This window comes from Tateyamaria omphalii, from assembly GCF_001969365.1.
Taxonomy (GTDB): Bacteria; Pseudomonadota; Alphaproteobacteria; order Rhodobacterales; family Rhodobacteraceae; genus Tateyamaria; species Tateyamaria omphalii_A.
Genome location: NZ_CP019312.1, coordinates 2075799 through 2100222, shown reverse-complemented (window position 1 = coordinate 2100222; position 24424 = coordinate 2075799). Strand labels below are relative to the sequence as shown.

The window sequence follows — 24424 nt, the reverse complement described above, 5'->3', positions numbered from 1 at the left end:
TCATAAATTATCCAAAAACATACATTTGAACAAAATACCCCCAAACCAGCCACACTACATAGAAAAGCCGTCACCTGACACCCAGATGACGGCCTTTTTCGCCAAAAACCGCGCTTAACGCAGCCGCTGCTCCGTCTTTGCGTCAAAGAACATCACGCGATCATCGTCAAAGCTGACCGTGACCTGCGTGCCTTCCTCCATCGCCATGTCGCCGCGGGACTCGACAATCAGCCGCTCACCCGTCGGCGTGGTCAGATAGTCATAGGCGACACCGCCCAATCGTTCGCGGATGTCCAGGCTGATGGGCGACGCACCCTCGGCCAGCGCCATGTCCTGCGGGCGGACGCCGACAATCACCTCGGTCCCCGCCGCAGGCAAACCAACAGAAGTGGGCACAACCCGGTCCGCCAGCCCCGGCACGCGCACCCCGCCGCCCTCGACCACACCGTTCACAAAGTTCATCGCAGGCGACCCGATAAACCCAGCCACGAACTTGTTGTCCGGATCCTGATAGAGATGCATGGGGCTGCCCACCTGCTCAATATACCCCGCACGCAGCACAACGATCTTGTCGGCCAGCGTCATGGCTTCGACCTGATCGTGGGTCACGTAAATCATCGTGGTGCCCAGTTCCTTGTGCAGGCGGGCAATCTCGACCCGCATGTCCACACGCAATTCGGCATCCAGGTTGGACAGGGGCTCATCAAACAGGAACACCTCGGGCCCGCGGACGATGGACCGGCCAATCGCCACACGCTGGCGCTGGCCGCCTGACAGGGCGGCAGGCTTACGCTTCAGATAATCGTCCAGTTTCAGGATCTTGGACGCACCATCGACCTTGCGCTTGATCTCGGCCTTGTCGACGCCGTTCATCTTCAGGCCAAAGCCCATATTCTCCTCGACCGTCATGTGGGGGTAGAGGGCATAGGTCTGGAACACCATCGCCACCCCACGCTCGGCGGGGTCCATATGGGTCACGTCGCGGGCGCCGATGTTGATCTGGCCGTCGCTCGTTTCCTCCAGACCGGCGATCATGCGCAACAGCGTGGACTTGCCGCAGCCCGACGGGCCGACAAAGACGCAGAACTCGCCGTCGTCAATGGTCAGGTCCACACCATGGATGACCTGAGTGGCGCCGTAGCGCTTGATGGCTTTCTGCAATGTCACACCGGTCATGGTGTCCTCCCTTGGTGGCCTTATTGAATTGGAAACTGCCAGTTGGCAGCCGCACCGGCGATATCGCGCGCGGTGGATTGAAGATGGGGCGCCAGCTGGCCCAGATCGGCCAGCGATTTGCGCGCGGTGGATGTGGTGACACTCAGCGCGCCGATGGACCGGCCCGCATCGGACAGGATGGGCGCGGCGACACAGATGATGCCGGGTTCGTGCTCTTCGCGGTCATAGGCGACGCCGTCGCTGCGAATCATGTCCAGTTCCGAACACAGCGATTCGCGGCTGGTGTGGGTATGGGCGGTGTGGGCAAACCACGCCTGCTGCGACAGGGCCGTGTTCAACGCATCCTCGGGCAGAAAGGCCAGCATCGCCTTGCCCACACCGGTGCAGTATCCGGGGCCGACCTTGCCCGCCTGCGAAAACATCTCGATCGGTTCGGCGGCGTTGCGCTTGTCCACATACAGGACCTGCCCGCCATCCATCTGCGCCAAATGCACCGTCTCGCCCACTTGCGCGCTCAGCGCATCGACAAAGGGGCGCGCGATGGGGGCCAACGAGCTTTGGCGCCACGCCGCATGGGCCAGGCGGACAAGGCGCAAACCGGGGGAATAGGTCTGCCGCTCGACATCATAGCGCAACATGCCAAGCGACGTCAGCGTCTGCACCAGACGGTACAGTGTGGCCTTGGGGTGGGGGGACAGCGACAGCAGTTCGGAAAACCGCACAGGGCGTTCCAGCTGGGCCACAAGGTCCAGCACTTCCAACGCCTTGGCAATGGTTCCTTCCCCCGACCGGGGGGCTGCGCTATTCATGTGTCTCCTCCCAAAGACGTCGGGCATGAAATCTGTTGACCTCTCGCCCAAGTGCCCCGTAGTGTTCCAATAGTTGGAAACCGGTTCCACTATTTGGAACTTCCACAAAGCAAGGGCCGGTGTCAAAGAAAATCTGAATTTCGTCGCCGACAGGAAGATGTACGCTCGGCGGCGAAGCCCAATGGAACCAACGGGAGGAGAACCAATGTTCCTTAATCTGAAAACCGCAGTTGCGGCCATTGCCCTGTCGGCTGTTGCCGGCACCGCATTTGCCCGCGACCTGGTCATCAACTTCGATGACCTGAACCCCGGCCCCAAAAAGGGCTTCGAAGATGCCGTGGCAAAGTTCCAGGAGGAAAACCCCGACATCAACGTGATCGTCAACATCAACGACCGCGAAGCGCACAAGACGGCGATCCGCAACTTCCTGACTGCCGATGCGCCCGACGTGACCAGCTGGTATCCCGGCAACCGCATGGCGCCCTTCGTCGATGCGGGCCTGTTCCAGCCCGTCGATGACGTATGGGAAGAAAACGGCTTTAACGAAGACCTGTCCGCGATCAAGGCCACGATGAGCCGTGATGGCAAGATCTGGGGCGTGCCCTATTCCTACTACCAGTGGGGCATCTATTACCGCAAAGACATCTTTGACCTGCTGGAGCTGGAAGAACCCCAGACCTGGGACGAGCTGATGTCGGCCTGCGCCAAGATGAAAGAGAACGGCGTGACGCCCTTCACCATCGGCACCAAGTTCCTTTGGACCGCCGCCGGTGTGTTCGACTACATCAACCTGCGCACCAACGGCTATGACGTTCACAACGCCCTGACCGCCGGAGAGATCAAATATACCGATCCCCGCATCGTCGCGACCTTCGACAACTGGGAACAGCTGATCGACGAATGCGGCTTTGTCGCCAACCACGCCTCCATGTCCTGGCAGGACGCCATCGCGCCCTTCGCCAACGGGGACGCGGCCATGTACGTGATGGGCAACTTCTCGGTCGATGGCTACAAGAACGCCGGTCTGACCGAAGAGCAGATCGACTTCATGCCGTTCCCGACCATCGACGCGGCGATCCCACCGGCCGAAGAAGCGCCTGCTGACGCCTTCTTTATCCCGACCAACGCCAAGAATGTCGAAGACGCCAAGAAGTGGCTCGCCTTCGTCGCGCGCCCCGATGTGCAGACCGAGTGGAACAAGACCATCGGCCAGCTGCCCATCAACTCCAAGGCCGATATTTCCGATGACAAGTTCATCCAGGAAGGGTTCGCCCTGCTGAACGCGGCCACGGGTCTGGCGCAGTTCTACGATCGTGATGCGCCTGCGGCGATGGCCAAGGCGGGCATGGAAGGCTTCCAGGAGTTCATGCTTGACCCGTCCAAAAAGGACGCGATCCTGCAGCGCCTGGATGAGGTCCAAGCCGAGGTCTACTAAGGCCCGGATCCGGGATGCGCGACACCCCGCGCATCCCACACCATCCGTGGGGTGCGCGTGTGTCGCGCGCCTCGCCCCAAACACGCTGATTTGCCCCGATTAACCTTCTGTAAAGACACATTAACCCTGTTTTTTCATAAGGTTAGATCATGTCCCAGCATGGGACACATGCCCTCAGACCAGGAGGATGCCCATGGCAGATGCCGTCGTCACCGACACCCGAACCCCGACCGAGCCGGGGTGGTTCAGGCGCAACAAGCTGGCCATCGCCCCGTGGATTTTCCTGATCCCGGCCCTGATTTTCTTTGCCATCTACGTGGTCATCCCGATCTTCGAATCCCTCTGGCTCAGCCTCTACGAATGGAACGGCCTCTATGATGCCGAGGGCAATTCCACCGCCACTTGGGTGGGTTTCCAAAATTACGTGAAGCTCTGGGATGATCCCAATTTCTGGACCTCCCTGCGCAACAACATCGCCTGGCTGGTCCTCTACATGCTCGCCGTCCCTCTGGGCCTGTTCATCGCCCTTTTCCTGAACCAGACGGTGACGGGAATGCGGTTCTACAAGTCGATGTTCTTCTTTCCCTTCGTGATCTCCCAGGTGGTCGTGGGCCTGATCTTTGGCTGGTTCTACAACCCCGATTTCGGCGTGGTGGGCACCGTGTGGAAGGCGATCTTCTGCGAGGAAACCACCAATATCCTCGGCAACGTCACCTTCAACTGCTCCCGCCCGGCGCCCGATATCCTGTCGAGCCCGGAATGGGCCACCTACGGCATCATCGCCGCGGGCCTCTGGCCCCAGATCGCCTACTGCATGATCCTCTACCTCACCGGCCTCAACAACGTCGCCGCCGACCAGATCGAAGCCGCGCGGCTGGATGGTGCGAAGGGGTGGAAAATGCTGTGGTACGTGGTCGTCCCCCAGCTCAAGCCCGCCACATTCATTGCCGTCGTGGTGACCGTGATCGGCGCCCTGCGCAGCTTCGACATGATCGCCATCATGACCCAGGGCGGGCCGTTCGGATCCACCAACGTGCTGTCGCATTACATGTACGAGGTCGCAATCTCGGAATACGGCGAGCGCTATGGCTATGGGTCGTCCGTGGCGACGGTGCTGTTCGGCATCATGCTATTCTTCATCAGCTACTTCCTGTGGCGCATGTACCAAGACGAGAAGGGGGGCCGCTAAGATGTTTCCGCGTCCAATCGAAAAGTCGGGCCCGGCGGCCAAGGCGGCGTACCAGGCGTTCCTGCCCTTCGCGTTGATCCTGTGGCTGCTGCCCCTGCTTGCCATCTTCCTCACGTCGATCCGGTCGGCGGCGGACATCAACTCGGGCAACGTCTTTGGCTGGCCCAGCGAGTTTGCCATCATCGAGAATTACACCGCCGTCTTCACCCAATCGGCGGCGGCGCAGTACATGTGGAACTCGGTCCTGATCACCGTGCCCACGGTGATGATCTCGGTCGCGCTGGCGTGCCTCGCAGGGTATGCGCTGGCGATCTACAAATTCCGGGTGGCGCTGCCGCTGTTCTTCCTGTTCGTGGCGGGCAACTTCATTCCGTTCCAGATCCTGATGGTGCCGGTGCGGGACATGTCGGTGCAGACCGGCCTGTATGACACGATCGCGGGTCAATTCCTGTTCCACGCAGCGTTCCAGACGGGTTTTTGCACCCTGTTCATGCGCAATTTTATCAAGGCGTTGCCCTTTGATCTGATCGAAAGCGCGCGGATCGAGGGTGTCGCGGAGTGGAAGATTTTCTGGTTCGTCGTCCTGCCCCTTGTCCGGCCCGCGATTGCGGCGCTGGCGGTGCTGATCTTTACCTTTGTCTGGAACGATTTCTTTTGGGCCAACGTCCTGACCCAGGGCGAAAGCGCCAAACCGATCACGGCGGGGGTGCGTGCGCTAAACGGGCAGTTCGTGAACAATTGGCATCTGGTGTCGGCGGCGTCCTTGCTGGCGGCGATCCCACCCGTTGTCTGCTTCTTTCTCATGCAGCGGCACTTCATTGCCGGTCTGACGCTGGGGGCTGTTAAGTGATAAGATGTTGGCGCCTCGATGATGGGCGTCAGACTTTGGTCCTCGGCTCCGACAGGGGCCGATTGGCGGAGGTTGTCTATTGGGGACCGAGCCTGCCGGACGAAGAAGATCTGACGACGCTCTACGAGGCTTACACCCTTGATGTGACGGGCGGGATGCTGGATGCAAACCCCGAACTCAGCATCTGTCCGGAGGCCACGCGGTCCTTTCCCGGACAGCCCGGCCTGATCATCCGGCACGGGGACGGCACGCCGTTCCTGCCCAAGTTCTGTCTGGAGCAGGCGGATCTGGGCGATGATGTGCTTGTACTGACCTACATGGACGGTGACCGTGTGCTGACCTACCGCGCGCGCTTTGCCATTGATCCAGATACCCACATCATCGAGGCGAGCGCCGAATTGGAGGCGCTGGAGCCGATGCACCTGCACTGGCTTGCGGCGCCCGTGTTTCCGGCACCGCAACTTGCCGATGACATGATCGACTTTGCGGGCCGCTGGTGTGGCGAGTTTCAGATGAACCGCACGCCCTGGTCGCCTGGCATCCGCTACCGCGAGAACCGGACGGGACGGACAGGGCATGAGCATTTTCCGGGCCTGATCGTGCCGGTGCGCGGGGCGTCGAACGCCTCTGGTCACGCTTATGCGTTTCATTATGGATGGTCTGGCGGGCATCGGATGGTCGCCGAGGAGTTGCCGGATGGGCGGCGGCAGATACAGTTCGGGCATGCGGCCCGGGTTGAAGGGTCGGCGCAAAAGAAGTTTGCGACCGGCAAGCTTTATGCCGTGTTCTCGGATGATGGTTTGAACGGCTGTGCTGTGGCGTTTCAGCGCCATTTGCGGGATCGGATCGTGACATTCCCGCGTCCCGAGGCACCGCGCCCGGTGCATTACAATTGCTGGGAAGCTGTCTATTTCGACCATAATCTGGATGAATTGAAGGAGATTGCGGACCGCGCGGCCAAGCTGGGGGCGGAGCGGTTTGTGCTGGATGATGGCTGGTTCGGCAATCGCGATGACGACACGCAGGCGCTGAGCGATTGGGAGGTGGACCCGCGCAAGTATCCGGATGGCCTGACGCCGCTGATTGACCATGTGAAATCACGAGGCATGACCTTTGGCCTTTGGTTCGAACCGGAGATGATCAACCAGAACTCGGACATCTTCCGTGCCCACCCTGATTGGGCGCTGGGGGGCGAGGATCAGATCATGGGGCGTCAGCAGATGGCGCTGAACATGGCGCTGCCTGCCGTGCAGTCATTCCTGTTTGCACGGATGAGCGACATTCTGAGCCGCCATGACATCGAGTATGTGAAGTGGGATCACAACCGGGTGTTGCCCATGCCCGATGCGGCGCAGACGCGGGGGTCCTATACGCTGCTGGATCGGTTGCGCCGTGAGTTTCCGCATGTGGAGATTGAAAGCTGTGCGTCCGGCGGGGGCCGCATCGACTTTGGCATTATGGAACGCACGCAGCGTGTGTGGCTGAGTGACAGCAACGACGCGGTCGAGCGGCTGCGCATTCAGCACAATGCGTCGATCTTTTTGCCGATGGCGGTGACCGGGTCCCATGTGGGGCCACGGACGTGCCACACGTCGGGCCGGACGCTTGATATCCGGTTTCGTGCGTGGGTTGCCGCCCAGCGCCATATGGGGTTCGAGATGGACCCGCGCGAGTTGACCGAAGAAGAAGCGCAGGTTCTGACTGACGTCACAGGCTGGTGGAAGCACAACCGCGACTGGATGTATGGGGCGGATATTCTGCGCCTCGACAGTGCGGACCCGGCCGTGTTTGCCGAGCAGCATCTGGAAGAGGGCGGTGGCCAGTTCGTGGTCTTTGCCGGCAAGGCCGCGACCAGCGATCAGATCGCGCCGCGCCCCCTGTGCCTGACCCGACTGAGCCCTGATGCCAAGTACCGGGTCGAGCTGATCAATCGAGAGGATGCGGGTGAGTTGTCACGCGGTCAGATCGCGCTGAAGGGGGGCCCGATCGTGGTGAGCGGTGCCTATTTGATGTACCATGGCCTGACGCTGCCATGGAGTTTTCCGGAACGGATGTGGGTGATCAAGGGCGACCTTGCCTGAGCCTGCGCAGAAAGAGTGATGCCATGAAAGAGACAGCCACATTTCACGATCTGAAGGGCGCGTCGGTGTTCATAACCGGAGGGGGGTCTGGCATTGGTGCGTCGCTGACCGACGGATTCATGGATCAGGGCGCCAAGGTTGCCTTTGTCGGGCGGTCCGATGCGACCGAGTTTGCCGACGAGATGGAGGCCAAGCATGGCGTCCGCCCGTTGTTCCTGCAGTGCGATATCACGGATATTGAGCGCCTGAAGGCCTGCGTGGCGCAGGCGGCGGAGGCCCACGGCCCGGTGACGACACTGGTCAACAACGCCGCCAACGACAAGCGTCACAGCACCATGGAGGTCGACAGCGACTTTTGGGATTGGATGATTGCCGTGAACTTCAAGGCGTATTTCTTCGCCTGTCAGGCGGTCATTCCGGGCATGCAGGCGGCCGGTGGCGGGTCGATCATAAACTTTTCGTCCATCAGCTACATGATGGGGAATGCGGGCTATCCGATCTATACGGGCTCGAATTCTGGCATCAACGGGATGACGCGGTCGCTGGCGCGCGAGTTCGGGCCGGACAGGATCCGGGTGAATGCGCTGGCCCCTGGCTGGGTGCTGACGCAGAAGCAGTTGGACCAATGGGCGACGCCCGAGGGGTTGGCGGCGCATATGGAGCGGCAGTGTCTGAAGGACCATCTGGAGCCCGACGATATTGTCGGTGCGACTCTGTTCCTGGCGTCGGGCACGTCACGTATGATGACCGGGCAATCGCTGGTCATTGATGGCGGCGTGGTGGTGACGGGCTGATGACGGATGTTGCGTGGATCGCTGTCGATTGGGGGACGTCGCATGTGCGCGCGTGGTTGATGCGCGCCGATGGGACGGTTCTGGATCGGCGGTCGTCGGCGCAGGGGATGGGGTCGCTTGACCGCGCGGGGTTCGAGCCTGCGTTGCGTGCGCTGGTGGGCGATGCGCTGCCCGCGCCCGTGTTGGCCTGCGGCATGGTCGGGTCGCGCCAGGGCTGGGCAGAAGCACCCTATGCCGCCGTGCCCTGTGCGCCACCGTCTGCAGCAGAGGCGGTTCGGGTCACGGGAACCGATCTGGACGTGCGTATCCTGCCCGGCGTGAAGCAGGTGAAACCGGCGGATGTGATGCGGGGGGAAGAGACTCAGATTGCTGGTTTTCTGGCTATGTCGCCAGGATTTGATGGTGTTATCTGCCTGCCCGGCACGCACACGAAGTGGGCGCATGTGAGCGCGGGCGAGATCGTGAGTTTCCGCACCGCCATGACGGGCGAGATGTTTGCGCTGCTATCGGAGCAGTCGGTGCTGCGCCATTCGGTGGGCGACGGCTGGGATGCCGACAGCTTTGCGGCGGGTGTTGATCAGTCCCTGTCGCGGCCCGAGGGTTTGGCGGCGGCGCTGTTTTCGTTGCGGGCCGAGGGGTTGTTGGACGGGCTGCCAGGGGATGCGGCGCGGGCGCGGCTGTCCGGCCTGCTTGTCGGTGCCGAGCTGGCGGCGATGCGGCCTTATTGGCTGGGCCAGCAGGTCGCCTTGATCGGGGCCGAAGCACTTTCCAGCGCCTATGCCGAGGCCTTGAAGACCCAAGGCGTGCCCAGCCAAATGGCGGACGCGGAAGAGATGACATTGGCGGGTCTGACGGCCGCCTACACCCAGATTTACGGAGAGGCCGCATGAGCCGAGAGATCATTGCCATTCTGCGCGGTATCACGCCGGACGAGGCTGTGCCGATTGCCGACGCGCTGGTTGATGCTGGTATCACCCGGATCGAGGTGCCGCTGAACTCGCCCGATGCGTTCAACAGCATCGGGCAGATGCTGGAGGCGCATGGGCAAAATGCGATGATAGGCGCGGGCACCGTGCTGGATGTGCGCGACGTTGAGCGGCTGCACGAGATGGGCGCGCATATGGTCGTGTCGCCGGATGCCAATGCGAGCGTCATTGTGGCGACGAAACAGGCGGACATGCTGTCCTTTCCCGGTGTGATGACGCCGACCGAGTGCTTTGCTGCGCTGCAGGCCGGGGCCGATGGGCTGAAGCTGTTTCCGGCATCGCTGTTGGGCGTGGACGGGCTGAAAGCCATTGGTGCGGTGCTGCCCAAGGGCACCAAGACCTATGCCGTGGGCGGCGTGGGTCCTGCGAATTTTGCGGAGTGGTTTGCCGCCGGGATCACCGGGTTCGGCATTGGGTCGGCCCTGTTCAAGCCGGGCATGTCGGTGGCCGACGTGGCGAGCCGCGCGGCGGATATGGTGGCTGCTTACGACGCGGGCGCGTAGTGCAAGTCTTTGACGATACGCCGTGCCGTCTGGGCGAGGGGCCGATGTGGCACCCGGAACGTGGCGAATTGTTTTGGTTCGACATTCTGGGCAAACGTATGTTCTCGCGCGGTGCGCAGCGGCGGGAATGGGCGTTTGACGAACACGTGTCGGCTTGCGGCTGGGTGGATCGGGACACGCTGTTGATGGCGTCTGCCTCGGGCCTTTGGCGGTTTGATATCCCGACCGGCGACCGGGACCTGATTGTGGCGCTTGAGGCGGACAATCCGGTCACGCGGTCCAATGACGGGCGGGCCGATCCGCAGGGCGGGTTCTGGATCGGGACAATGGGTCTGAATGCTGAACCCTACGCCGGGGCGATTTATCGGTTCTACAAGGGCGAGCTGCGACAGCTCTTTGACCGCATCACCATCTCGAACGCGATCTGTTTTGCGCCGGATGGCACACGGGCTTATTTTGCCGATACGTTTTCGCAGCAGATTCAGAGCGTTGAGTTGGATGTTGAGGGGTGGCCCAAAGGCCCATCTGAGGTCTTTGTCGATCTTAGTCAGGAGGGGTTGAACCCCGACGGCGCGGTTGTCGATGCCGATGGCAATCTTTGGAACGCGCAATGGGGCGCGGGCCGTGTTGCTTGCTACGGGCCCGATGGGACGTTCAAACGGGCTGTTGAGGTTCCCGCGGCCCAATCAAGCTGCCCGGCGTTTGGCGGGCCGGATGCAACGACACTTTTTGTGACAACCGCAGCCGTTGGCGTGAATGAGGACGAGGGCGGAAAGACCTTTTACGGACCCGCCGGCGTGACGGGCCAACGTGAACATCGGGTGATCCTATGAATCGAACGCTTGGGGTCTGCTATTACCCTGAACATTGGCCCGAGGCGCAGTGGGCCGAAGATGCGCAGCGCATGGCTGATCTGGGGCTGACCTGGGTGCGGATTGGTGAGTTTGCCTGGAAGCGGATGGAGCCGCGAGAGGGGGAATACGACTGGGGCTGGCTGGACCGCGCGATTGATGTGCTTGGCGCGGCGGGCCTGAAGGTCGTGCTGGGCACGCCGACGGCGACGCCGCCGAAATGGGTGTGCAAGAAGCATCCGGACATGTTTGCGGTGGATGAGAACGGCCATGTGCGGGGCTATGGCTCGCGTCGGCACTATTGCTTTTCCCATCAGGGATTTCTGGAAGAGAGCTGCAAGATCGTGCGCGCAATGGCGGAGCGCTATGGACGCGATCCTCATGTGGCCGCGTGGCAGACCGACAATGAATACGGGTGCCATGACACCGTCCTCAGCTATTCGGATGCCGCCCGCGACGGGTTTCGCGACTGGTTGCGCGCACAATTCCCAGGGGAAGGGAATGACGGCGATATCGACGCGCTGAACGCCGCTTGGGGCAATGTGTTCTGGTCGATGGACTACGATGATTTTGACGAGATTGGCCTGCCCAATCTGACGGTGACCGAAGCCAATCCGGCGCATGTGCATGCGTTTCGGCGGTTTTCATCTGAACAGGTTGTCCTTTTCAACCGGGTGCAGGCTGAGATTATCCGACAGTTTTCCGACGCGCCCATTGCGCATAACTACATGGGCCGCGTGACCGAGTTTGATCATTTCAAGGTCGGCGATGATCTGGATATTGCGTCGTGGGACAGTTATCCGCTGGGCTTTCTCGAGGACCGTGTCGGGGCTGATGCGGCGCACCAGCGCGCCTATGCCCGGCAGGGTGATCCGGATTTTCAGGCGTTTCACCATGATCTGTACCGTGCCGTTGGCAAGGGCCGGTGGTGGATCATGGAGCAGCAGCCGGGCCCGGTGAATTGGGCGCCCTACAACCCGTCGCCGTTGCCCGGCATGGTGCGCCTATGGTCGTGGGAAGCCTTTGCGCATGGGGCCGAGGCCGTGTGCTATTTCCGCTGGCGGCAGGCACCCTTTGCCCAAGAGCAGATGCATGCAGGGCTATTGCGCCCGGATTCGGTCGAGGCGGAAGCCTTTGGCGAGGCGGCTGAGGTGATGGCGGAATTGGCCGAAGCACCGGAGGTGTCGCCGGTGCAGGCGCCTGTGGCCATTGTCTTCGATTACGATGCGGATTGGGCCTGGTCGGTGCAGCCGCATGGGGCGGGCCTGAGCTATTTCGGGTTGGTTTTTGACTGGTATCGGGCCTGTCGCAAACTGGGGTTGTCCGTTGATATTCTGCCGCCTGACGCGCGCGACTTTGCGGGCTATGCGCTGGTGTTGGCGCCCGGCATGATGCACATGCCGGACGAGTTGAAGAGTGCCCTTCAAAACGCTGACGCAGAAGTGATTTTCGGACCGCGCGCAGCGGCGCGGGATGTCGATTTCAACATTCCGACGCCTCTGCCCCCGGCCTGGCCAGGCAGCGATCTGACGGTCGCGCGGGTGCAGTCCATGCGCCCTGACCTGCCCGTACCGGTCCAAGGTGGCGGGGCGGTGTCCCGATACCTCGAGCAGTTGGAAGGTGGCGGCGATGTGGTGATGACAACCGATGACGGTGCGCCCATCGCCGTGCGCTGCGCACCGCACGTTACTTATGTCGGTGGCTGGGGTGACGACGCCGTTCATATGCGGTTGATCGAGACCCTCGTACCGGCCCTCGAGGTTGATCGGATGCCCGAAGGCGTCCGCCGCCGCGACACAGCGACCGAGCGGTTCTGGTTCAACTATTCGGACCGGCCCATGCAGGTGGGAGGACGGGACATGCCCCCCGCAGGTGTTTCGCGGCAGACGCTTTAGACGTATTGCCTCCGGTCAAACGCCTTGTCATATATATTTCATGGAATCGTGAAATAGGCATGTGCCATGCTGCTCGACCAACTCTCGACCCTGAGCCATCCGGAGCGGATGCGCGTGTTTCGCCTGCTGATGCGGCGCTGTCCGGATGCTGTTCCGGCCGGTGAGGTGGCGCAGGTGCTGGGGTTCAAGCCCTCGACCACATCCGTTTATCTATCCGCGCTGCACAAGGTCGGTTTGATCGGCCAGACCCGCGACGGGACATCGTTGCGCTATGCGGTTGATCTGGGTGGCGCCCGCGAGATGGTGGCGCAGCTGTTTCTGGACTGTTGCAATGGGCGGCCCGATCTGTGCCCGCTTGCAATGGTCGATCCCAGCACGAGGATTGCGCCCATGTCTGACCAAAAGCACACCGTCCTTTTCATCTGTACGGGCAACTCCGCCCGCTCCATCTTTGCCGAGGCAATCATGCGGAACGAGGCGGGGGACCGTTTCAATGTACACTCGGCGGGCACGAAGCCGACGTCGGAACTGAACCCGTTTGCAGTCGAGATGCTGCAGCAGAAGGGTATAGATCCGGGCGACCTGCGTGCTAAGAATGTTTCGGAGTTTCAAGGCCCGGATGCGCCGCATCTGGATTTCGTGTTCACGGTTTGCGATCTGGCCGCGAACGAGGAATGCGCGCCCTGGGAAGGGCAGCCCATCAGCGCTCATTGGGGGCTGCCCGATCCTGTGAAGGCCGAGGGGACGGACGCGGAAAAAAGGCTGGCATTCCAACAGACCTTTGGCGCGATGCGTAACCGTATCCTGGCCTTTGCCGCGCTGCCGCTCGGCACGCTCAGCCGGACATCATTGCAACACGAGGTCGATCAGATCGGCCGCACCAAGGAAGACTAGATGACGACATATGCCCTGAACGGCTTGGGCCGCATTGGAAAACTGGCCTTGAAGCCGCTGCTGGATCGGGGGTGCGAGATCGCCTTTGTCAACGATGCGGTGGGCGATCCCGCGATGCATGCGCATCTGTTGGAGTTTGACACGGTCCACGGGCGCTGGGATGCGAAGTTTGCTGCGGATGACAGCAGCATCACTATCGACGGCACGCGCATTCCCGCGCTGTCGGTGTCGCAGATTGAGACGCTACCGCTAAACGGGGTCGATGTGGTCATTGACTGCACGGGTGTGTTCAAGACTGAGGGGAAGCTGGCCCCGTATTTTGCAGCTGGTGTAAAGAAGGTGGTCGTGTCGGCGCCCGTCAAAGATGGGGACGCCGCGAACATCGTCTTTGGGGTCAATGATGACGCCTATACCGGGCAGTCCATCGTGACGGCGGCATCCTGCACAACCAATTGCCTGGCCCCTGTCGTGAAGGTGATACACGAGGGCTTGGGGATCAAGCACGGGTCCATAACGACCATTCATGATGTCACCAACACGCAGACCATTGTGGACCGTCCAGCCAAAGATTGGCGGCGTGCGCGGTCGGCCTTGAACTCACTGATTCCGACGACCACCGGCTCAGCCACGGCGATCACGCTGATTTACCCGGAACTGACGGGCAAGTTGAACGGGCACGCTGTGCGGGTGCCTTTGCTGAATGCGTCGCTCACCGATTGCGTCTTCGAGGTTGAGCGGGAAACCACCGTTGAAGAGGTGAATGGCATGTTCGAGGCGGCGGCGAACGGGCCGTTGAAGGGTATTTTGGGCTATGAAACCCGTCCGCTCGTATCCACGGACTACACCAATGACCCCCGGTCGAGCATTGTGGATGCGCCCTCGACCATGGTGGTGAACGGGACGCAGGTGAAGGTCTATGCCTGGTACGACAACGAGTGGGGCTATGCTCACCGCCTTGTCGATGTGGCGCAGATGGTGGGCGCCAGCCTGTGAGCCGACCAGAGGGGTTCGCGGCTTACGTCGCTGTGACGGCGGCCTATTGGGCGTTCATGCTGACGGATGGTGCCCTGCGCATGTTGGTGCTGTTGCACTTCAACACGCTGGGCTTTTCACCGGTGCAGTTGGCGTATCTCTTTGTTTTATATGAGATCGCGGGCGTCGTCACGAACCTGAGCGCGGGATGGATCGCGGCGCGGTTCGGTCTGACCTCGACCTTGTATGTCGGCCTTGGCTTGCAGGTGGTCGCCCTGCTGGCGCTCGCGCAGCTTGATCCTGCGTGGTCTGTGGCGGCGTCGGTTGTGTTTGTGATGGCGGTGCAAGGGCTGTCAGGTGTGGCCAAGGATCTGGCCAAGATGTCGTCAAAGTCTGCCGTTAAACTGCTCGCCCCGACCGAGGGCGACGGGCTGTTTCGCTGGGTCGCGCTGCTGACGGGATCGAAAAACGCCGTGAAGGGTTTTGGCTTTTTGCTGGGGGCCGCGGCGCTGGCGCTGTTTGGATTTGTGCCGTCCGTGCTGGGCATGGCCGCGATCCTGGCGCTGATCCTGCTGGTTGTCCTGCTGCGGATGCCTGCGGGTCTGCCTGGCGGGCGCAAGGATGCGAAGTTCAAAGAGGTGTTTTCGAAGAACCCGCGCGTGAATTGGCTGAGTGCGGCGCGTGTGTTCCTGTTCGGCGCGCGGGACGTGTGGTTCGTCGTGGGCATCCCGATCTATTTCTATTCCGTGCTGAGCGACGGCACGCCCGATGGGCAGCGCGCGGCGTTCTTCATGATCGGCATCTTCATGGCGGTTTGGGTGATCCTGTACGGCGCCGTGCAGGCGAAGGCGCCGACCCTGTTGCGCAGCGCGCAGCGGTCCGAGGCAGATCTGTCAGGGGCGGCGCGGTTCTGGGTTGGTACGCTGTTTTTTGTGCCTGCCGTTTTAGCTTTTGCCGTCTGGGCCGTGGGCACACCGACCTTGTGGTTGACCGGGTTTGTCGTAGTGGGTCTGTTGGCGTTTGGCGTGCTCTTTGCCGTGAACTCATCGCTGCATTCCTACCTGATCCTGGCCTTTACGGATGCCAAGCGGGTCACGATGGATGTAGGATTTTACTACATGGCCAACGCCGCTGGGCGCTTGATTGGCACGGTGCTGTCAGGCCTCACCTATCAGTTGGGCGGCGTTCCTTTGTGTCTGGCAACCGCGGCGGTGATGATCCTGCTGAGCTGGCTGTCAATCGGGCGCATCAACCAAAGCGTTGCATCCAACCCAGCGTAGCATCGGTGTCGCTGCCTGGTTTGTATTCCGCTCCGAGCGGGCTTGGCCAGTCGGTGAGTGCGCCTAAGATCGTGGCGTAGTCAAGTTCTCCGTGATCCGGGGCGCCGCGATCGGGGACGGACGCAAACTGGATGTGGCCGATGATGTCGTTCAGATCCTTCAGGCGGGTCAGGATGTCCCCTTCGGTTCGGCCCACGTGGTAGCAGTCGAACATGAGTTTGATGTTGGGCCCGCCGACGTCCGCGATGATCGCGCGGGCTTGATCGGTGGTTTGCAGGAAGTAACCGGGCGCGTCGTGGCGATTGAGCGGCTCAATCAGGATCGTGCGCTGGGTTGCGGCGCAGGCATGGCGAAGGTTGTCGATAAACGTCGTATGCGCGTCGGAACCGCTGGCGAAGCCGCACATGACGTGGATGGCGCCTGCATCGACGATGGCGGCATAGGCTATGGCTTGGTCGATCGCGGCGCGGGCGTCGCGGGTGCGGTTGGGCAGTGCAGCGAGGCCGTTTTCTCCGGCGCTGACATCGCCGCGCGAGGTGTTGAGACCGAGCATCGGCAGGCCTGTCGCATCGAGCGCTGCGCGCACGTCTTCGGCAGGTGTGTCGTAGGGCCAGTGGCATTCGACGGCATCGAAGCCTGCTGCTTTTGCGGCGTGGATTGCGTCAGGCAGCGGCCGGTCAGCCCAGAGAAATCCGAGATTGGCGGAGAATTTCATGTGTCTTCTCCGGGCAGCGTGAGGCCTGCGTTTCGAGCGTATACCTTGGCCACCGCGGCATCATCCTCGGCCCCGAGCCCCATGCCGGCAGCGGCGATGAATTGCTGCAGAGCAGTTGCCGTAATGGGGGCGGAGAAGCTGGCGGATTTGGCGATGTCGAGGACGATACCAAGATCCTTGGGCCAGATATTGACGGATGAATGGGGTGTATAATCGCCCTGCACGATGTGCGGCGCGCGATTCTCGAGCATCCAAGACGAGCCGGCGCATTTCGAGATCACGTCGAGGAATTGGTCGGGCGTGACGCCTTGGGTCATGCCGAAAGTCAGCGCCTCGGCCATGGTGGCGATGTGAACGCCTGCGAGCAGTTGGTTGACGGCTTTCATGGCGGAGCCGGGGCCAGCTTTGTCGCCGAGTTCGAAGACGGTTTCGGCCATCGCGTCGAGGGCGGGGCGTGCAGCGCTGAACGCGTCGGGCGTGCCTGCGGCCATGATGGACAGCGCGCCTTGAGCCGCTTTGATGGATCCACCGGAGATTGGGGCGTCGAGGTAGTGGACGCCGTGGGTGGCGCAGCGGGCTTCCATGTCGCGGGCGAAGTCCGGAGGAACGGTGGCGCAGGCCATGACAACCGCGCCGGGCTTGAGGTGCGGGACGATGCCTGCGTCACCAAAGAGCACGCTTTCGGTTTGCGCGGCGTTCAGCACGACGACCACGACCGTGTCCACGGTGCCAGCAATATCGGCCAAGTCTCCGGGCGCGCCGCCTTCCGCACGGAAGCGTTCGGTTTGTGCAGGGTTAAGGTCGAAGCCGTGGGTGATGTGCCCGGCGGCAAGGCAGGATTGCGCCATGCCGTAGCCCATTGAGCCAAGGCCGATGACGGCGGTTGTGTGGGGCATTTGGCTCTCCTGTCCTTGGTGTTGGCGCCATCATGAGCATCGCGCGCAGAAGGGCAAGGGAGCGGTCCCCGGCGCAGACGCCGGGGACGTTGGGTCAGACGAAGGACACGCCGTTGTCGTCCATGGGCAGCGTTGCCACATGCATGTCGCTTGCCGCAGCGATGGCGTTGGCAAGGGCAGGGGCCGCAGGCGGTGTGCCGGGTTCGCCCACGCCTGTAGGCGCTTCGGCAGAGGGCAGGATATGCACTTCGATTGCGCCGATATCGCTGATGCGCAGTGGTTCGTAGTCAGGAAAGTTGTACTGGTCCACGACGCCGCCCGTCAGTGTGATCTGGTCGCGCATGTTGTGGCCGATGCCATAGCCAATGCCGCCCTCCATCTGCGCCTTGATGATGTCGGGGTTCACGGCGATCCCGCAATCGACGGCACAGGTGACCTTTTCGATCTTTATGCCGTCCTCTGCCGTGCCGGAGATTTCCACGACCTCGGCCACGTAGGAGCCGAAGGATTTGTGCACCGCGATACCCTGGCTGCGTCCGGCAGGCGGGTTGCCCCAATTCGCCTTTTCGGCGGCCAGCTTCAGGACCCCGGCTTTGCGCGTCTGATCCGCGCCATTGCCGGTGAGGTAGGCGAGACGGAAGTCGACCGGGTCGATGCCTGCAGCCTTGGCGGTCATGTCCATCATCACCTCCATCACATACGCCGTGTGGGTGTGACCCACGGCCCGCCACCATAGCGTGCTTGTCGCTTTTTCAGTATCCGTGAGGCCGAAGGCGGCGGTCGGGATCTGATAGGGGCTGTCGGCGGTGCCCTCGACCGAGGAGTGATCGACGCCGTCCTGGATGGTGAAGGCTTCGAAGGGCGTGCCCTTCATGATGGATTGACCAGCGATCCGGTGTTCCCACCCGACGATGCCGCCGTTGGCATCCAGTCCAACGCGGACCTTGTGGCCGAAGGCAGGGCGATAATAGCCCGAGCGCAGGTCATCTTCGCGCGACCAGACAAGGTGTACAGGGCGCGACCGATCAGTGAGCGAGAAGGCCAGCGCCGCCTCGACTTGGTAGTCAGCTTGCGGCGTGGCGCGGCGACCGAAGGAGCCACCAGCGAGGACTGTTTTAATCTGCACCTTTTCGAACGGAATGCCGAAGATTTCAGCGATGGCGCCGTGCGGGATCGTCGGGAATTGGCAACCATCGTGCAGCAGAATGCCGCCGTCTTCGGTTTGCTCTATGGTGCAGTTCAGCGGCTCCATGGGGGCGTGGGCGAGGAGGGGGAAATAGAATGTCTCCTCGACAATCGTTTCCGCGCCATCGACCGCGGCCCGCACCGCGCCCAAATCCGCACCGTTCACGTTGTAGGTCGGTTCGGCCTCAAGCGCGGCCCGAATTTCCGCCTCGATCTCGTCGGAGCTGCGGGTTTCCGCAGCGCTTGTGTCCCATTCCACCGAAATGGCATCGCGTGCCTGCATTGCGCCCCATGTCGTTTCGGCAAAGACGGCGACACCCGCCGCATTGGGCAGGATTTGCGCGTCGATGAACCCCTTGATCCCTTCGGCCCCGCTCACATCGACGCTGACGGCGGTGGCGCGTTGCTGTTCAGGACGGGCGATCATGGCGATCATCTGGTTGGGGCGTTGGATGTCCATGGCGAACATGGCGGTGCCATCGCCCTTGGCCGCACTGTCGAGGCGCCGGACATCCGGGTTGCCGATCAGTCGGAATTCGGATGGATCCTTGAGCGGTGGGTCCGCCGGGGCGTCGAGCGTGGCAGCCGCTTCGACGAAGTCTCCCAGCGGGGCAGAGTTGCCTGCACCCGAGATGACGCCGTCTTGCAAGGTCAACGCAGAGGCATCTGCACCCCAGGCTTGGGCTGCAGCTTGCAGTAGCATCTCGCGGGCGGCCGCACCTGCCTGCCGGTACTGCATGAACGAATTGGCCATGGCGGTCGAGCCGCCCGTGCCCTGCATCGGGCCGAAGAGCGTGTTGTTGTAGACTTGCGGGTTCGAGGGCGCGAAGTCATAGCCGATCTGGTCCATCGTCAGGCCCATCTCTTCGGCAATGAGGGTGGTCAGGCCGGTCGAGGGGCCTTGGCCCATCTCGAAATGCTTGACGATGGCGGTGACGGAGCCGTCGCTGCCGATCTGCACGAAGGGCGTCAGCATGGAGGGCGTGCCGGACGCGGCCAGAGCACCATTGGGGCGGATGCCCACGACGAGAACCGCACCGACAGCGGCGGCGGATTTCAGAAACCCGCGGCGGGATGTATCAATGGTCATGATTACGCCTCCAGAATCTCGGACGCGCGCTGGATGCCCGCCCGAATGCGTTGGTAGGTGGCGCAGCGGCAGGCGTTGCCCCACATGTAGTCATCAATCTCTTGCGCTGATGGCGTAGGGTTCTCTGACAACAGGCCCACGGCGGACATAATTTGCCCGGACTGGCAGTAGCCACATTGGACCACGTCCAGTTCGATCCAGGCCTGCTGCACGGCAGCGCCGATGTCGTTTTCGCTCATCGCCTCGATCGTGGTGATGTCCGCGCCTTCGACGTCTTCGATATAGGTTTGGCAAGACCGAACCGGTTCGCCGTTCAAATGCACAGTGCACGCGCCGCAGGATGCGACACCGCAGCCAAACTTTGTGCCGGTCATCTTCAATTCGTCACGGATGACCCACAGCAGCGGTGTGCCGGGCTCCGCCTCGACCGTTTGGTCCTTGCCGTTCAGTTTCAGTGAAATCGCCATGCCTACTCTCCCAGATGGACGTCGGTACCCGAAAGATAGGGCCGCAGTCGCCTGGCGTCACACGGAAAAATAGAATTTCCCTGAGCGGCAAGGTGTTGCCACTGGCCCAAAGCGAGCAGGCTGGGCAGTTGGCAGACGGATTTTAGGCCACATCAATGACCTTGTGTTTGCCCAGTGCAGAGCCAAAGTCATTCAAACGGTCATTCATATTTGCTGTGTTTTCGATCTCGTTGGGAATGCTGACTCGTGCTGCCAGGGATCGGCCCAGAACAGTTTCGCATGTCGTGAAACAATTGGTTTGCTCTTTCGAGCGACCACAGCTGAGAAGGACACCTACGGGAACCTCCAGCTTGGCGAGTGCGACCAGAACACTGCGCAGGGGCGCCGCAGGTTCATCGGCCCACACGGGCCCAGCCGCAACAATCCATGGTCTTTGCGCAGGGACGATGTTTCCCGTGAGCAGTGGCGGCGCTGTCTTGCGCCGGACATCCCAGATTGCGCGCGCAATCCATAGAAAAGGAACCCGGTATCGGTCCACCTCGACGGAAATGATATCGGCGCCGGTATGGTGCGCCAGCGCCCCTGCAACCCGTCGGCTGTGGCCAGACTTTGAAAAACAGTAGATGGCGGGTTGGTGTTTTACTGGCATCGGTCTGGATCCTTCCGGATCAATTCTATGGCGCCCTGTCGCCGCGCTACTTGACCAAAATCAAAATCGGGCGGTGCGGCCCATGGCACTCAACGTGAAGACCCAATGCGCAAGGAACCTGCATATGCTCGACACATTGCCAAAGACGATGAAAGCTGCCGTCGTGACGAAGCTTGGCCAGCCGCTCGATATTCGCGACGTGCCGGTGCCCGAGATCGGCCCGCGCGATGTGCTGGTGCGTGTGAGGGCGTCGGGCGTCTGTCATACCGATCTGCACGCAGCAATGGGCGACTGGCCCGTCAAACCCACGGCTCCGTTCATTCCGGGCCATGAAGGCGTGGGGGAGGTGGCTGCGCTGGGTCGCGATGTTTCGCATCTGAAAGAGGGCGACCGCGTCGGCGTGCCGTGGTTGCACACCGCCTGTGGCCGGTGCGAACACTGTTCCGGCGGGTGGGAGACACTTTGTGAGAGCCAGCAGAACACAGGGTACTCCGTCGATGGAGGCTATGCCGAGTTTGTCCGCGCGGACGCTGATTATGTCGGGCACTTGCCGGGGGCGATGGAGTACGGTCCGGCCTCGCCCGTGCTCTGTGCGGGTGTGACCGTCTACAAGGGCCTGAAAGAGACAGAGGTGCGCCCCGGTCAATGGGTGGCCATCAGTGGCATCGGGGGCCTGGGCCATATGGCTGTCCAATATGCCAAGGCCATGGGCATGCACGTGGTGGCCGTCGATGTGGCCGACGACAAGCTGAGCCTTGCCAAGACGCTCGGGGCGGATGTCGTGGTGAATGCCAGCAAGGTTGATCCGGTCAAGGAGGTGAATGGGCACATTGGCGGCGTTCACGGTGCGCTTGTGACCGCCGTAAGTACCGAAGCCTTTGCCCAAGCCACGGGCATGCTGCGTCGTCATGGCACCATGAGCCTCGTCGGCCTTCCACCGGGAACCTTCCCGTTGCCGATCTTTGACGTCGTTCTCAAACGCTTGACCATCCGCGGGTCCATCGTGGGCACGCGCCTTGATCTGACGGAGGCGCTGAGTCTGGCCGCCGAAAGCCGCGTGACCACCCATTTTGAATGGGACAAGTTGGAGAATATCAACGCTATTTTCGACCGGATGAAAGAGGGACAGATTACGGGGCGGATTGTTCTGGAGATCTGAGGCGGGCTTTTGACGCCACTCTGACCGCAAAGACCAGTGGATTGAGGTATGTCAAAGGGCATCGCGCGATGCGTCGTTAGGTTTGCCGACAACAAAAGAGGCGAGCAAGAAATGATACCCAAAGACGGATTGATCCCGGCGCTTTTGGCTGTGTGCCTTGCAGCTGGGTGTGCCCCGGATCTGCGTGAACCCGATGTGAGTGCGGCGCATGGCGAGCGTTTGTATCTGCAGAAATGCGCGGTGTGCCATGGCAATGATGGGACGGGCGCAGGTGTTGCATCGTTGGGCTTGGGCGGTCCACCGCCTGACCTGACGAGGCTGGCGGCCCGGAATGACGGGGTGTTCCCGGAGACCTTTGTGATGAGCGTCATTGACGGTTTCAACCGCCGTGACCATCCATCCTCCGCCATGCCCGAATTCGGGAACGAAGATCTGGGCCCCATGGTGCAAGTGGAGGAAGACGGCCTGTCGACACCCATCCCATCTGACCTGATTGCACTGTCCGCCTTCCTGGAAAGCATCCAGCAGTAGCACCGCGCCACCGTCAGCATCACACTCTATCGCTTGATACTCCAAGCAGCCAGTAGATTGGGCAGAAGCGGACCAGGGACGTTGCGATCAGGAAACCGCCTACCACCAGAACCAGCGGCGCAAGCGGCATGTCAGGCCATATGGCGGGTATGAGTTCAGTTGCCGACAGCAACAGCAGCACGCCCACGGTGGATCTAAGCAACTGATCCAGATGTCCGAGGTTTGGTTTCATTCGCGTCCTTTTGTGCGGCTAATGCAACACCACCGGATATGCGGGGATCAACGGCGACTGGTGCGTGTGAAACAGTCGGATGCGACCGGTCATGGCGGCAAAAAACAGGTCACGGCAGGCCTTGTGTCGAGCAACGAGGGCCGCGCATGTCTCGTAGCTGAGGGGCAGCACATATAGGTCGTCTTCTGCCGTCGCGCGCGCAGAATCCGTCTCGGATCGAAGAAGAACGGATGGTGCGGCGAGCGTGATTGACGGACCGTGCGCCCGTTCCATGCGCGCCTGGCCCGCCGCGATCAACCCGAGGTCGGCGCGGGACGCAAATTCGATCACCTCGCCCGCGACATATGAGGTCAGTGCGGCATGGCGGGACAGCGTCTGCAGTTCGTCCGGTACGCGCGAGGTCGCGAGGATATCCATTGACCACTCCAAGACTGTGTCAGCCTCAGCTTAGGTCGTGCGCGCCAAGTTATGTTGAGAATTGTCAACCTTTGCACATTGACCCTTGGCCCGTGTCTTTCCACTGTCAGGTGCCTCGGGTTGAGCCATATCAACAAATTCCTCTCCAAAGCGATTAGTCTCAGCCGCGAAAGGACCGTCGCTATGTTTGCCAATGCCCGCACCATCGTGACCCTGTTCGGCTTCAATATTCGGATTGATCCAAGCTGGATATTGATTGCGGGTTTGATCACGTGGAGCTTGGCCACATACAGCTTCCCCGCAGTGCTGCCCGGACGGTCGCAATGGACCTATGCGGGCTTGGCGGTCTTTGGCGCGGCCCTGTTCTTTGTGTCGCTCTTGGCGCATGAGTTGGCCCATGCGCTTGCCGCACGGCGGTTCGGCATCCGCACGCGGAGCATCACGCTTTTTTTGTTCGGTGGCGTTGCCGAACTGGCGCGTGAGCCATCGAAGGCCGTGCATGAATTCTGGATTGCTTTGGCTGGACCCGCGATGAGCTTGGTTCTTGCCGTGGTTTTCGCTCTGCTAGCTGACATGGTGATTACGGCGGTGGGTCAGGTGCCCACCACCGCTTTGTTGCACTATCTGGCGCTTGTGAACGCGGTTCTCGCTGTGTTCAATCTGTTGCCGGCCTTTCCCCTGGACGGCGGCCGCATCTTGCGCGCGTGGTTGTGGTGGCGTCGTGACGACTTGCTGTCGGCAACCGAAACAGCCGCCAACACCGGTCGAATACTGGCTTACGCGTTGATGGCGCTGGGACTTTTGGGCCTGTTCCAAGGCATGATTGTCGCGGGTTTCTGGCAGATTTTGATTGGACTGTTCATTTTGGGTGCCGCGAACACGGCGCTTGAAAACCAGAGGATCAGGGCATTGATGGGCCATCGTCCGGTGCACTCCGTTATGTCCGCGCCGCCGGTGATCACCGCATCGGAGGTGACCCTCGCTGCGCTGGTGAACCAGGTGATGCTTGCGCACCGTGTGAGCTTTGTCCCGGTTGTCGAGGGCGGGCGGGTATTAGGGCATATCGATGCGGACGTTCTGCAAGGCATTGATCGGGAGAATTGGGCCAACACGACGGTCGGCGATGTCTTTGTGGAAGTGGGTGAAACCGTCTGCGTTGCACCCGACATGCCGGTGCTTGAGCTGTTGGAGAGGATCGCAGATACCGGACAGCGGAAGTTTATGGTTTTGGACGAAGGGCATCTCGTCGGCGTGGTCAGCCTGTCTGACCTGACCCGTCAGCTTGGATTGCTGACCCGCATCGGCAAAAACAGGCCAAACACGGCCGAAGTGTACCCGTGAACGTGTCCGCGCTTGACCCGTGCGCGG

Annotated in this window: 24 protein-coding genes; 15 read left to right on the top strand and 9 right to left on the bottom strand. The window is 61.5% G+C overall.

The window, feature by feature from the left end; all coding sequences use genetic code 11:
* Positions 1–114: 114 nt before the first annotated feature.
* Positions 115–1176 carry an ABC transporter ATP-binding protein gene (locus BWR18_RS10410; RefSeq protein WP_076628039.1) on the bottom strand — a complete coding sequence of 354 codons (1062 nt, stop codon included), beginning with the start codon at positions 1174–1176 and terminating at the stop codon, positions 115–117.
* A 20-nt stretch (positions 1177–1196) separates the two neighbouring features.
* Positions 1197–1985 (bottom strand): IclR family transcriptional regulator, encoded by a 789-nt coding sequence (locus BWR18_RS10405; RefSeq protein ID WP_076628038.1) that lies wholly within the window; start codon positions 1983–1985, stop codon positions 1197–1199.
* Positions 1986–2190: 205 nt separating this feature from the next.
* Here BWR18_RS10405 and BWR18_RS10400 point away from each other — a divergent pair, with 205 nt between their 5' ends.
* The 12 genes from BWR18_RS10400 (at position 2191) to arsJ (ending at position 15715) form a co-directional block, all read left to right on the top strand.
* Positions 2191–3420, top strand: a complete 1230-nt coding sequence (locus BWR18_RS10400; RefSeq protein ID WP_076628036.1) for an ABC transporter substrate-binding protein — start codon at positions 2191–2193, stop codon at positions 3418–3420.
* 193 nt (positions 3421–3613) lie between these two features.
* Positions 3614–4609, top strand: coding sequence for a carbohydrate ABC transporter permease (locus tag BWR18_RS10395; RefSeq protein WP_157598706.1), 996 nt, complete (start codon positions 3614–3616; stop codon positions 4607–4609).
* A gap of 1 nt (position 4610) precedes the next feature.
* Positions 4611–5459 (top strand): carbohydrate ABC transporter permease, encoded by an 849-nt coding sequence (locus BWR18_RS10390; RefSeq protein ID WP_076628032.1) that lies wholly within the window; start codon positions 4611–4613, stop codon positions 5457–5459.
* Positions 5456–7540 carry an alpha-galactosidase gene (locus BWR18_RS10385; RefSeq protein WP_076628030.1) on the top strand — a complete coding sequence of 695 codons (2085 nt, stop codon included), beginning with the start codon at positions 5456–5458 and terminating at the stop codon, positions 7538–7540. The genes BWR18_RS10390 and BWR18_RS10385 overlap by 4 nt, the downstream gene beginning before the upstream one ends.
* A gap of 23 nt (positions 7541–7563) precedes the next feature.
* Entirely contained in the window at positions 7564–8334 is a 771-nt protein-coding gene (locus BWR18_RS10380) for an SDR family NAD(P)-dependent oxidoreductase (RefSeq protein ID WP_076628028.1), read from the top strand.
* Positions 8334–9224 carry a 2-dehydro-3-deoxygalactonokinase gene (locus tag BWR18_RS10375; RefSeq protein ID WP_076628026.1) on the top strand — a complete coding sequence of 297 codons (891 nt, stop codon included), beginning with the start codon at positions 8334–8336 and terminating at the stop codon, positions 9222–9224. The genes BWR18_RS10380 and BWR18_RS10375 overlap by 1 nt, the downstream gene beginning before the upstream one ends.
* Positions 9221–9823 carry a 2-dehydro-3-deoxy-6-phosphogalactonate aldolase gene (locus BWR18_RS10370; protein WP_076628024.1) on the top strand — a complete coding sequence of 201 codons (603 nt, stop codon included), beginning with the start codon at positions 9221–9223 and terminating at the stop codon, positions 9821–9823. The genes BWR18_RS10375 and BWR18_RS10370 overlap by 4 nt, the downstream gene beginning before the upstream one ends.
* Positions 9823–10656 carry an SMP-30/gluconolactonase/LRE family protein gene (locus tag BWR18_RS10365; protein WP_302622820.1) on the top strand — a complete coding sequence of 278 codons (834 nt, stop codon included), beginning with the start codon at positions 9823–9825 and terminating at the stop codon, positions 10654–10656. The genes BWR18_RS10370 and BWR18_RS10365 overlap by 1 nt, the downstream gene beginning before the upstream one ends.
* Positions 10653–12569: a beta-galactosidase gene (locus BWR18_RS10360; protein ID WP_076628020.1), complete on the top strand. Its 1917-nt coding sequence runs from the start codon at positions 10653–10655 to the stop codon at positions 12567–12569. Before BWR18_RS10365 ends, BWR18_RS10360 begins: the two co-directional genes overlap by 4 nt.
* Before the next feature lie 66 nt (positions 12570–12635).
* The gene (locus BWR18_RS10355; protein WP_076628018.1) at positions 12636–13463 is read left to right on the top strand and encodes an arsenate reductase/protein-tyrosine-phosphatase family protein; all 828 of its coding nucleotides are present in this window, start codon (positions 12636–12638) and stop codon (positions 13461–13463) included.
* A complete protein-coding gene (locus BWR18_RS10350; RefSeq protein ID WP_076628016.1) occupies positions 13464–14456 on the top strand; it encodes an ArsJ-associated glyceraldehyde-3-phosphate dehydrogenase in 993 nt (330 codons plus the stop codon).
* Positions 14453–15715 (top strand): organoarsenical effux MFS transporter ArsJ, encoded by a 1263-nt coding sequence (arsJ, locus tag BWR18_RS10345; RefSeq protein WP_076628014.1) that lies wholly within the window; start codon positions 14453–14455, stop codon positions 15713–15715. The genes BWR18_RS10350 and arsJ overlap by 4 nt, the downstream gene beginning before the upstream one ends.
* On the opposite strand, the gene BWR18_RS10340 is transcribed toward arsJ, so the two are convergent.
* The 5 genes from BWR18_RS10340 to BWR18_RS21890 form a co-directional block, all read right to left on the bottom strand.
* Entirely contained in the window at positions 15684–16430 is a 747-nt protein-coding gene (locus tag BWR18_RS10340) for a hydroxypyruvate isomerase family protein (protein ID WP_076628012.1), read from the bottom strand. The genes arsJ and BWR18_RS10340 overlap by 32 nt on opposite strands.
* Complete coding sequence (ltnD, locus tag BWR18_RS10335) at positions 16427–17326, bottom strand: L-threonate dehydrogenase (protein WP_076628011.1); 900 nt, start codon at positions 17324–17326, stop codon at positions 16427–16429. Before ltnD ends, BWR18_RS10340 begins: the two co-directional genes overlap by 4 nt.
* Positions 17327–17420: 94 nt before the next feature.
* Positions 17421–19601, bottom strand: coding sequence for a xanthine dehydrogenase family protein molybdopterin-binding subunit (locus BWR18_RS10330; RefSeq protein WP_076628009.1), 2181 nt, complete (start codon positions 19599–19601; stop codon positions 17421–17423).
* A 2-nt stretch (positions 19602–19603) separates the two neighbouring features.
* The gene (locus tag BWR18_RS10325) at positions 19604–20068 is read right to left on the bottom strand and encodes a (2Fe-2S)-binding protein (protein WP_076628007.1); all 465 of its coding nucleotides are present in this window, start codon (positions 20066–20068) and stop codon (positions 19604–19606) included.
* A gap of 142 nt (positions 20069–20210) precedes the next feature.
* Positions 20211–20474 (bottom strand): hypothetical protein, encoded by a 264-nt coding sequence (locus BWR18_RS21890; protein WP_172839374.1) that lies wholly within the window; start codon positions 20472–20474, stop codon positions 20211–20213.
* A gap of 325 nt (positions 20475–20799) precedes the next feature.
* Here BWR18_RS21890 and adhP point away from each other — a divergent pair, with 325 nt between their 5' ends.
* The gene (adhP, locus tag BWR18_RS10315; RefSeq protein WP_254684839.1) at positions 20800–21876 is read left to right on the top strand and encodes an alcohol dehydrogenase AdhP; all 1077 of its coding nucleotides are present in this window, start codon (positions 20800–20802) and stop codon (positions 21874–21876) included.
* A 111-nt stretch (positions 21877–21987) separates the two neighbouring features.
* Complete coding sequence (locus BWR18_RS10310; RefSeq protein ID WP_076628003.1) at positions 21988–22407, top strand: c-type cytochrome; 420 nt, start codon at positions 21988–21990, stop codon at positions 22405–22407.
* Between the two features lie 19 nt (positions 22408–22426).
* Here BWR18_RS10310 and BWR18_RS10305 read toward each other — a convergent pair whose 3' ends face one another.
* Positions 22427–22639, bottom strand: coding sequence for a YgaP family membrane protein (locus BWR18_RS10305; RefSeq protein ID WP_076628001.1), 213 nt, complete (start codon positions 22637–22639; stop codon positions 22427–22429).
* Positions 22640–22657: 18 nt separating this feature from the next.
* Complete coding sequence (locus tag BWR18_RS10300) at positions 22658–23056, bottom strand: hypothetical protein (protein WP_076627999.1); 399 nt, start codon at positions 23054–23056, stop codon at positions 22658–22660.
* 183 nt (positions 23057–23239) lie between these two features.
* Between BWR18_RS10300 and BWR18_RS10295 the strand changes: the two genes are divergently transcribed.
* On the top strand, positions 23240–24397 hold the full coding sequence (locus BWR18_RS10295; RefSeq protein WP_076627997.1) for a site-2 protease family protein: 1158 nt from the start codon (positions 23240–23242) through the stop codon (positions 24395–24397).
* The last annotated feature ends 27 nt before the right edge of the window (positions 24398–24424 follow it).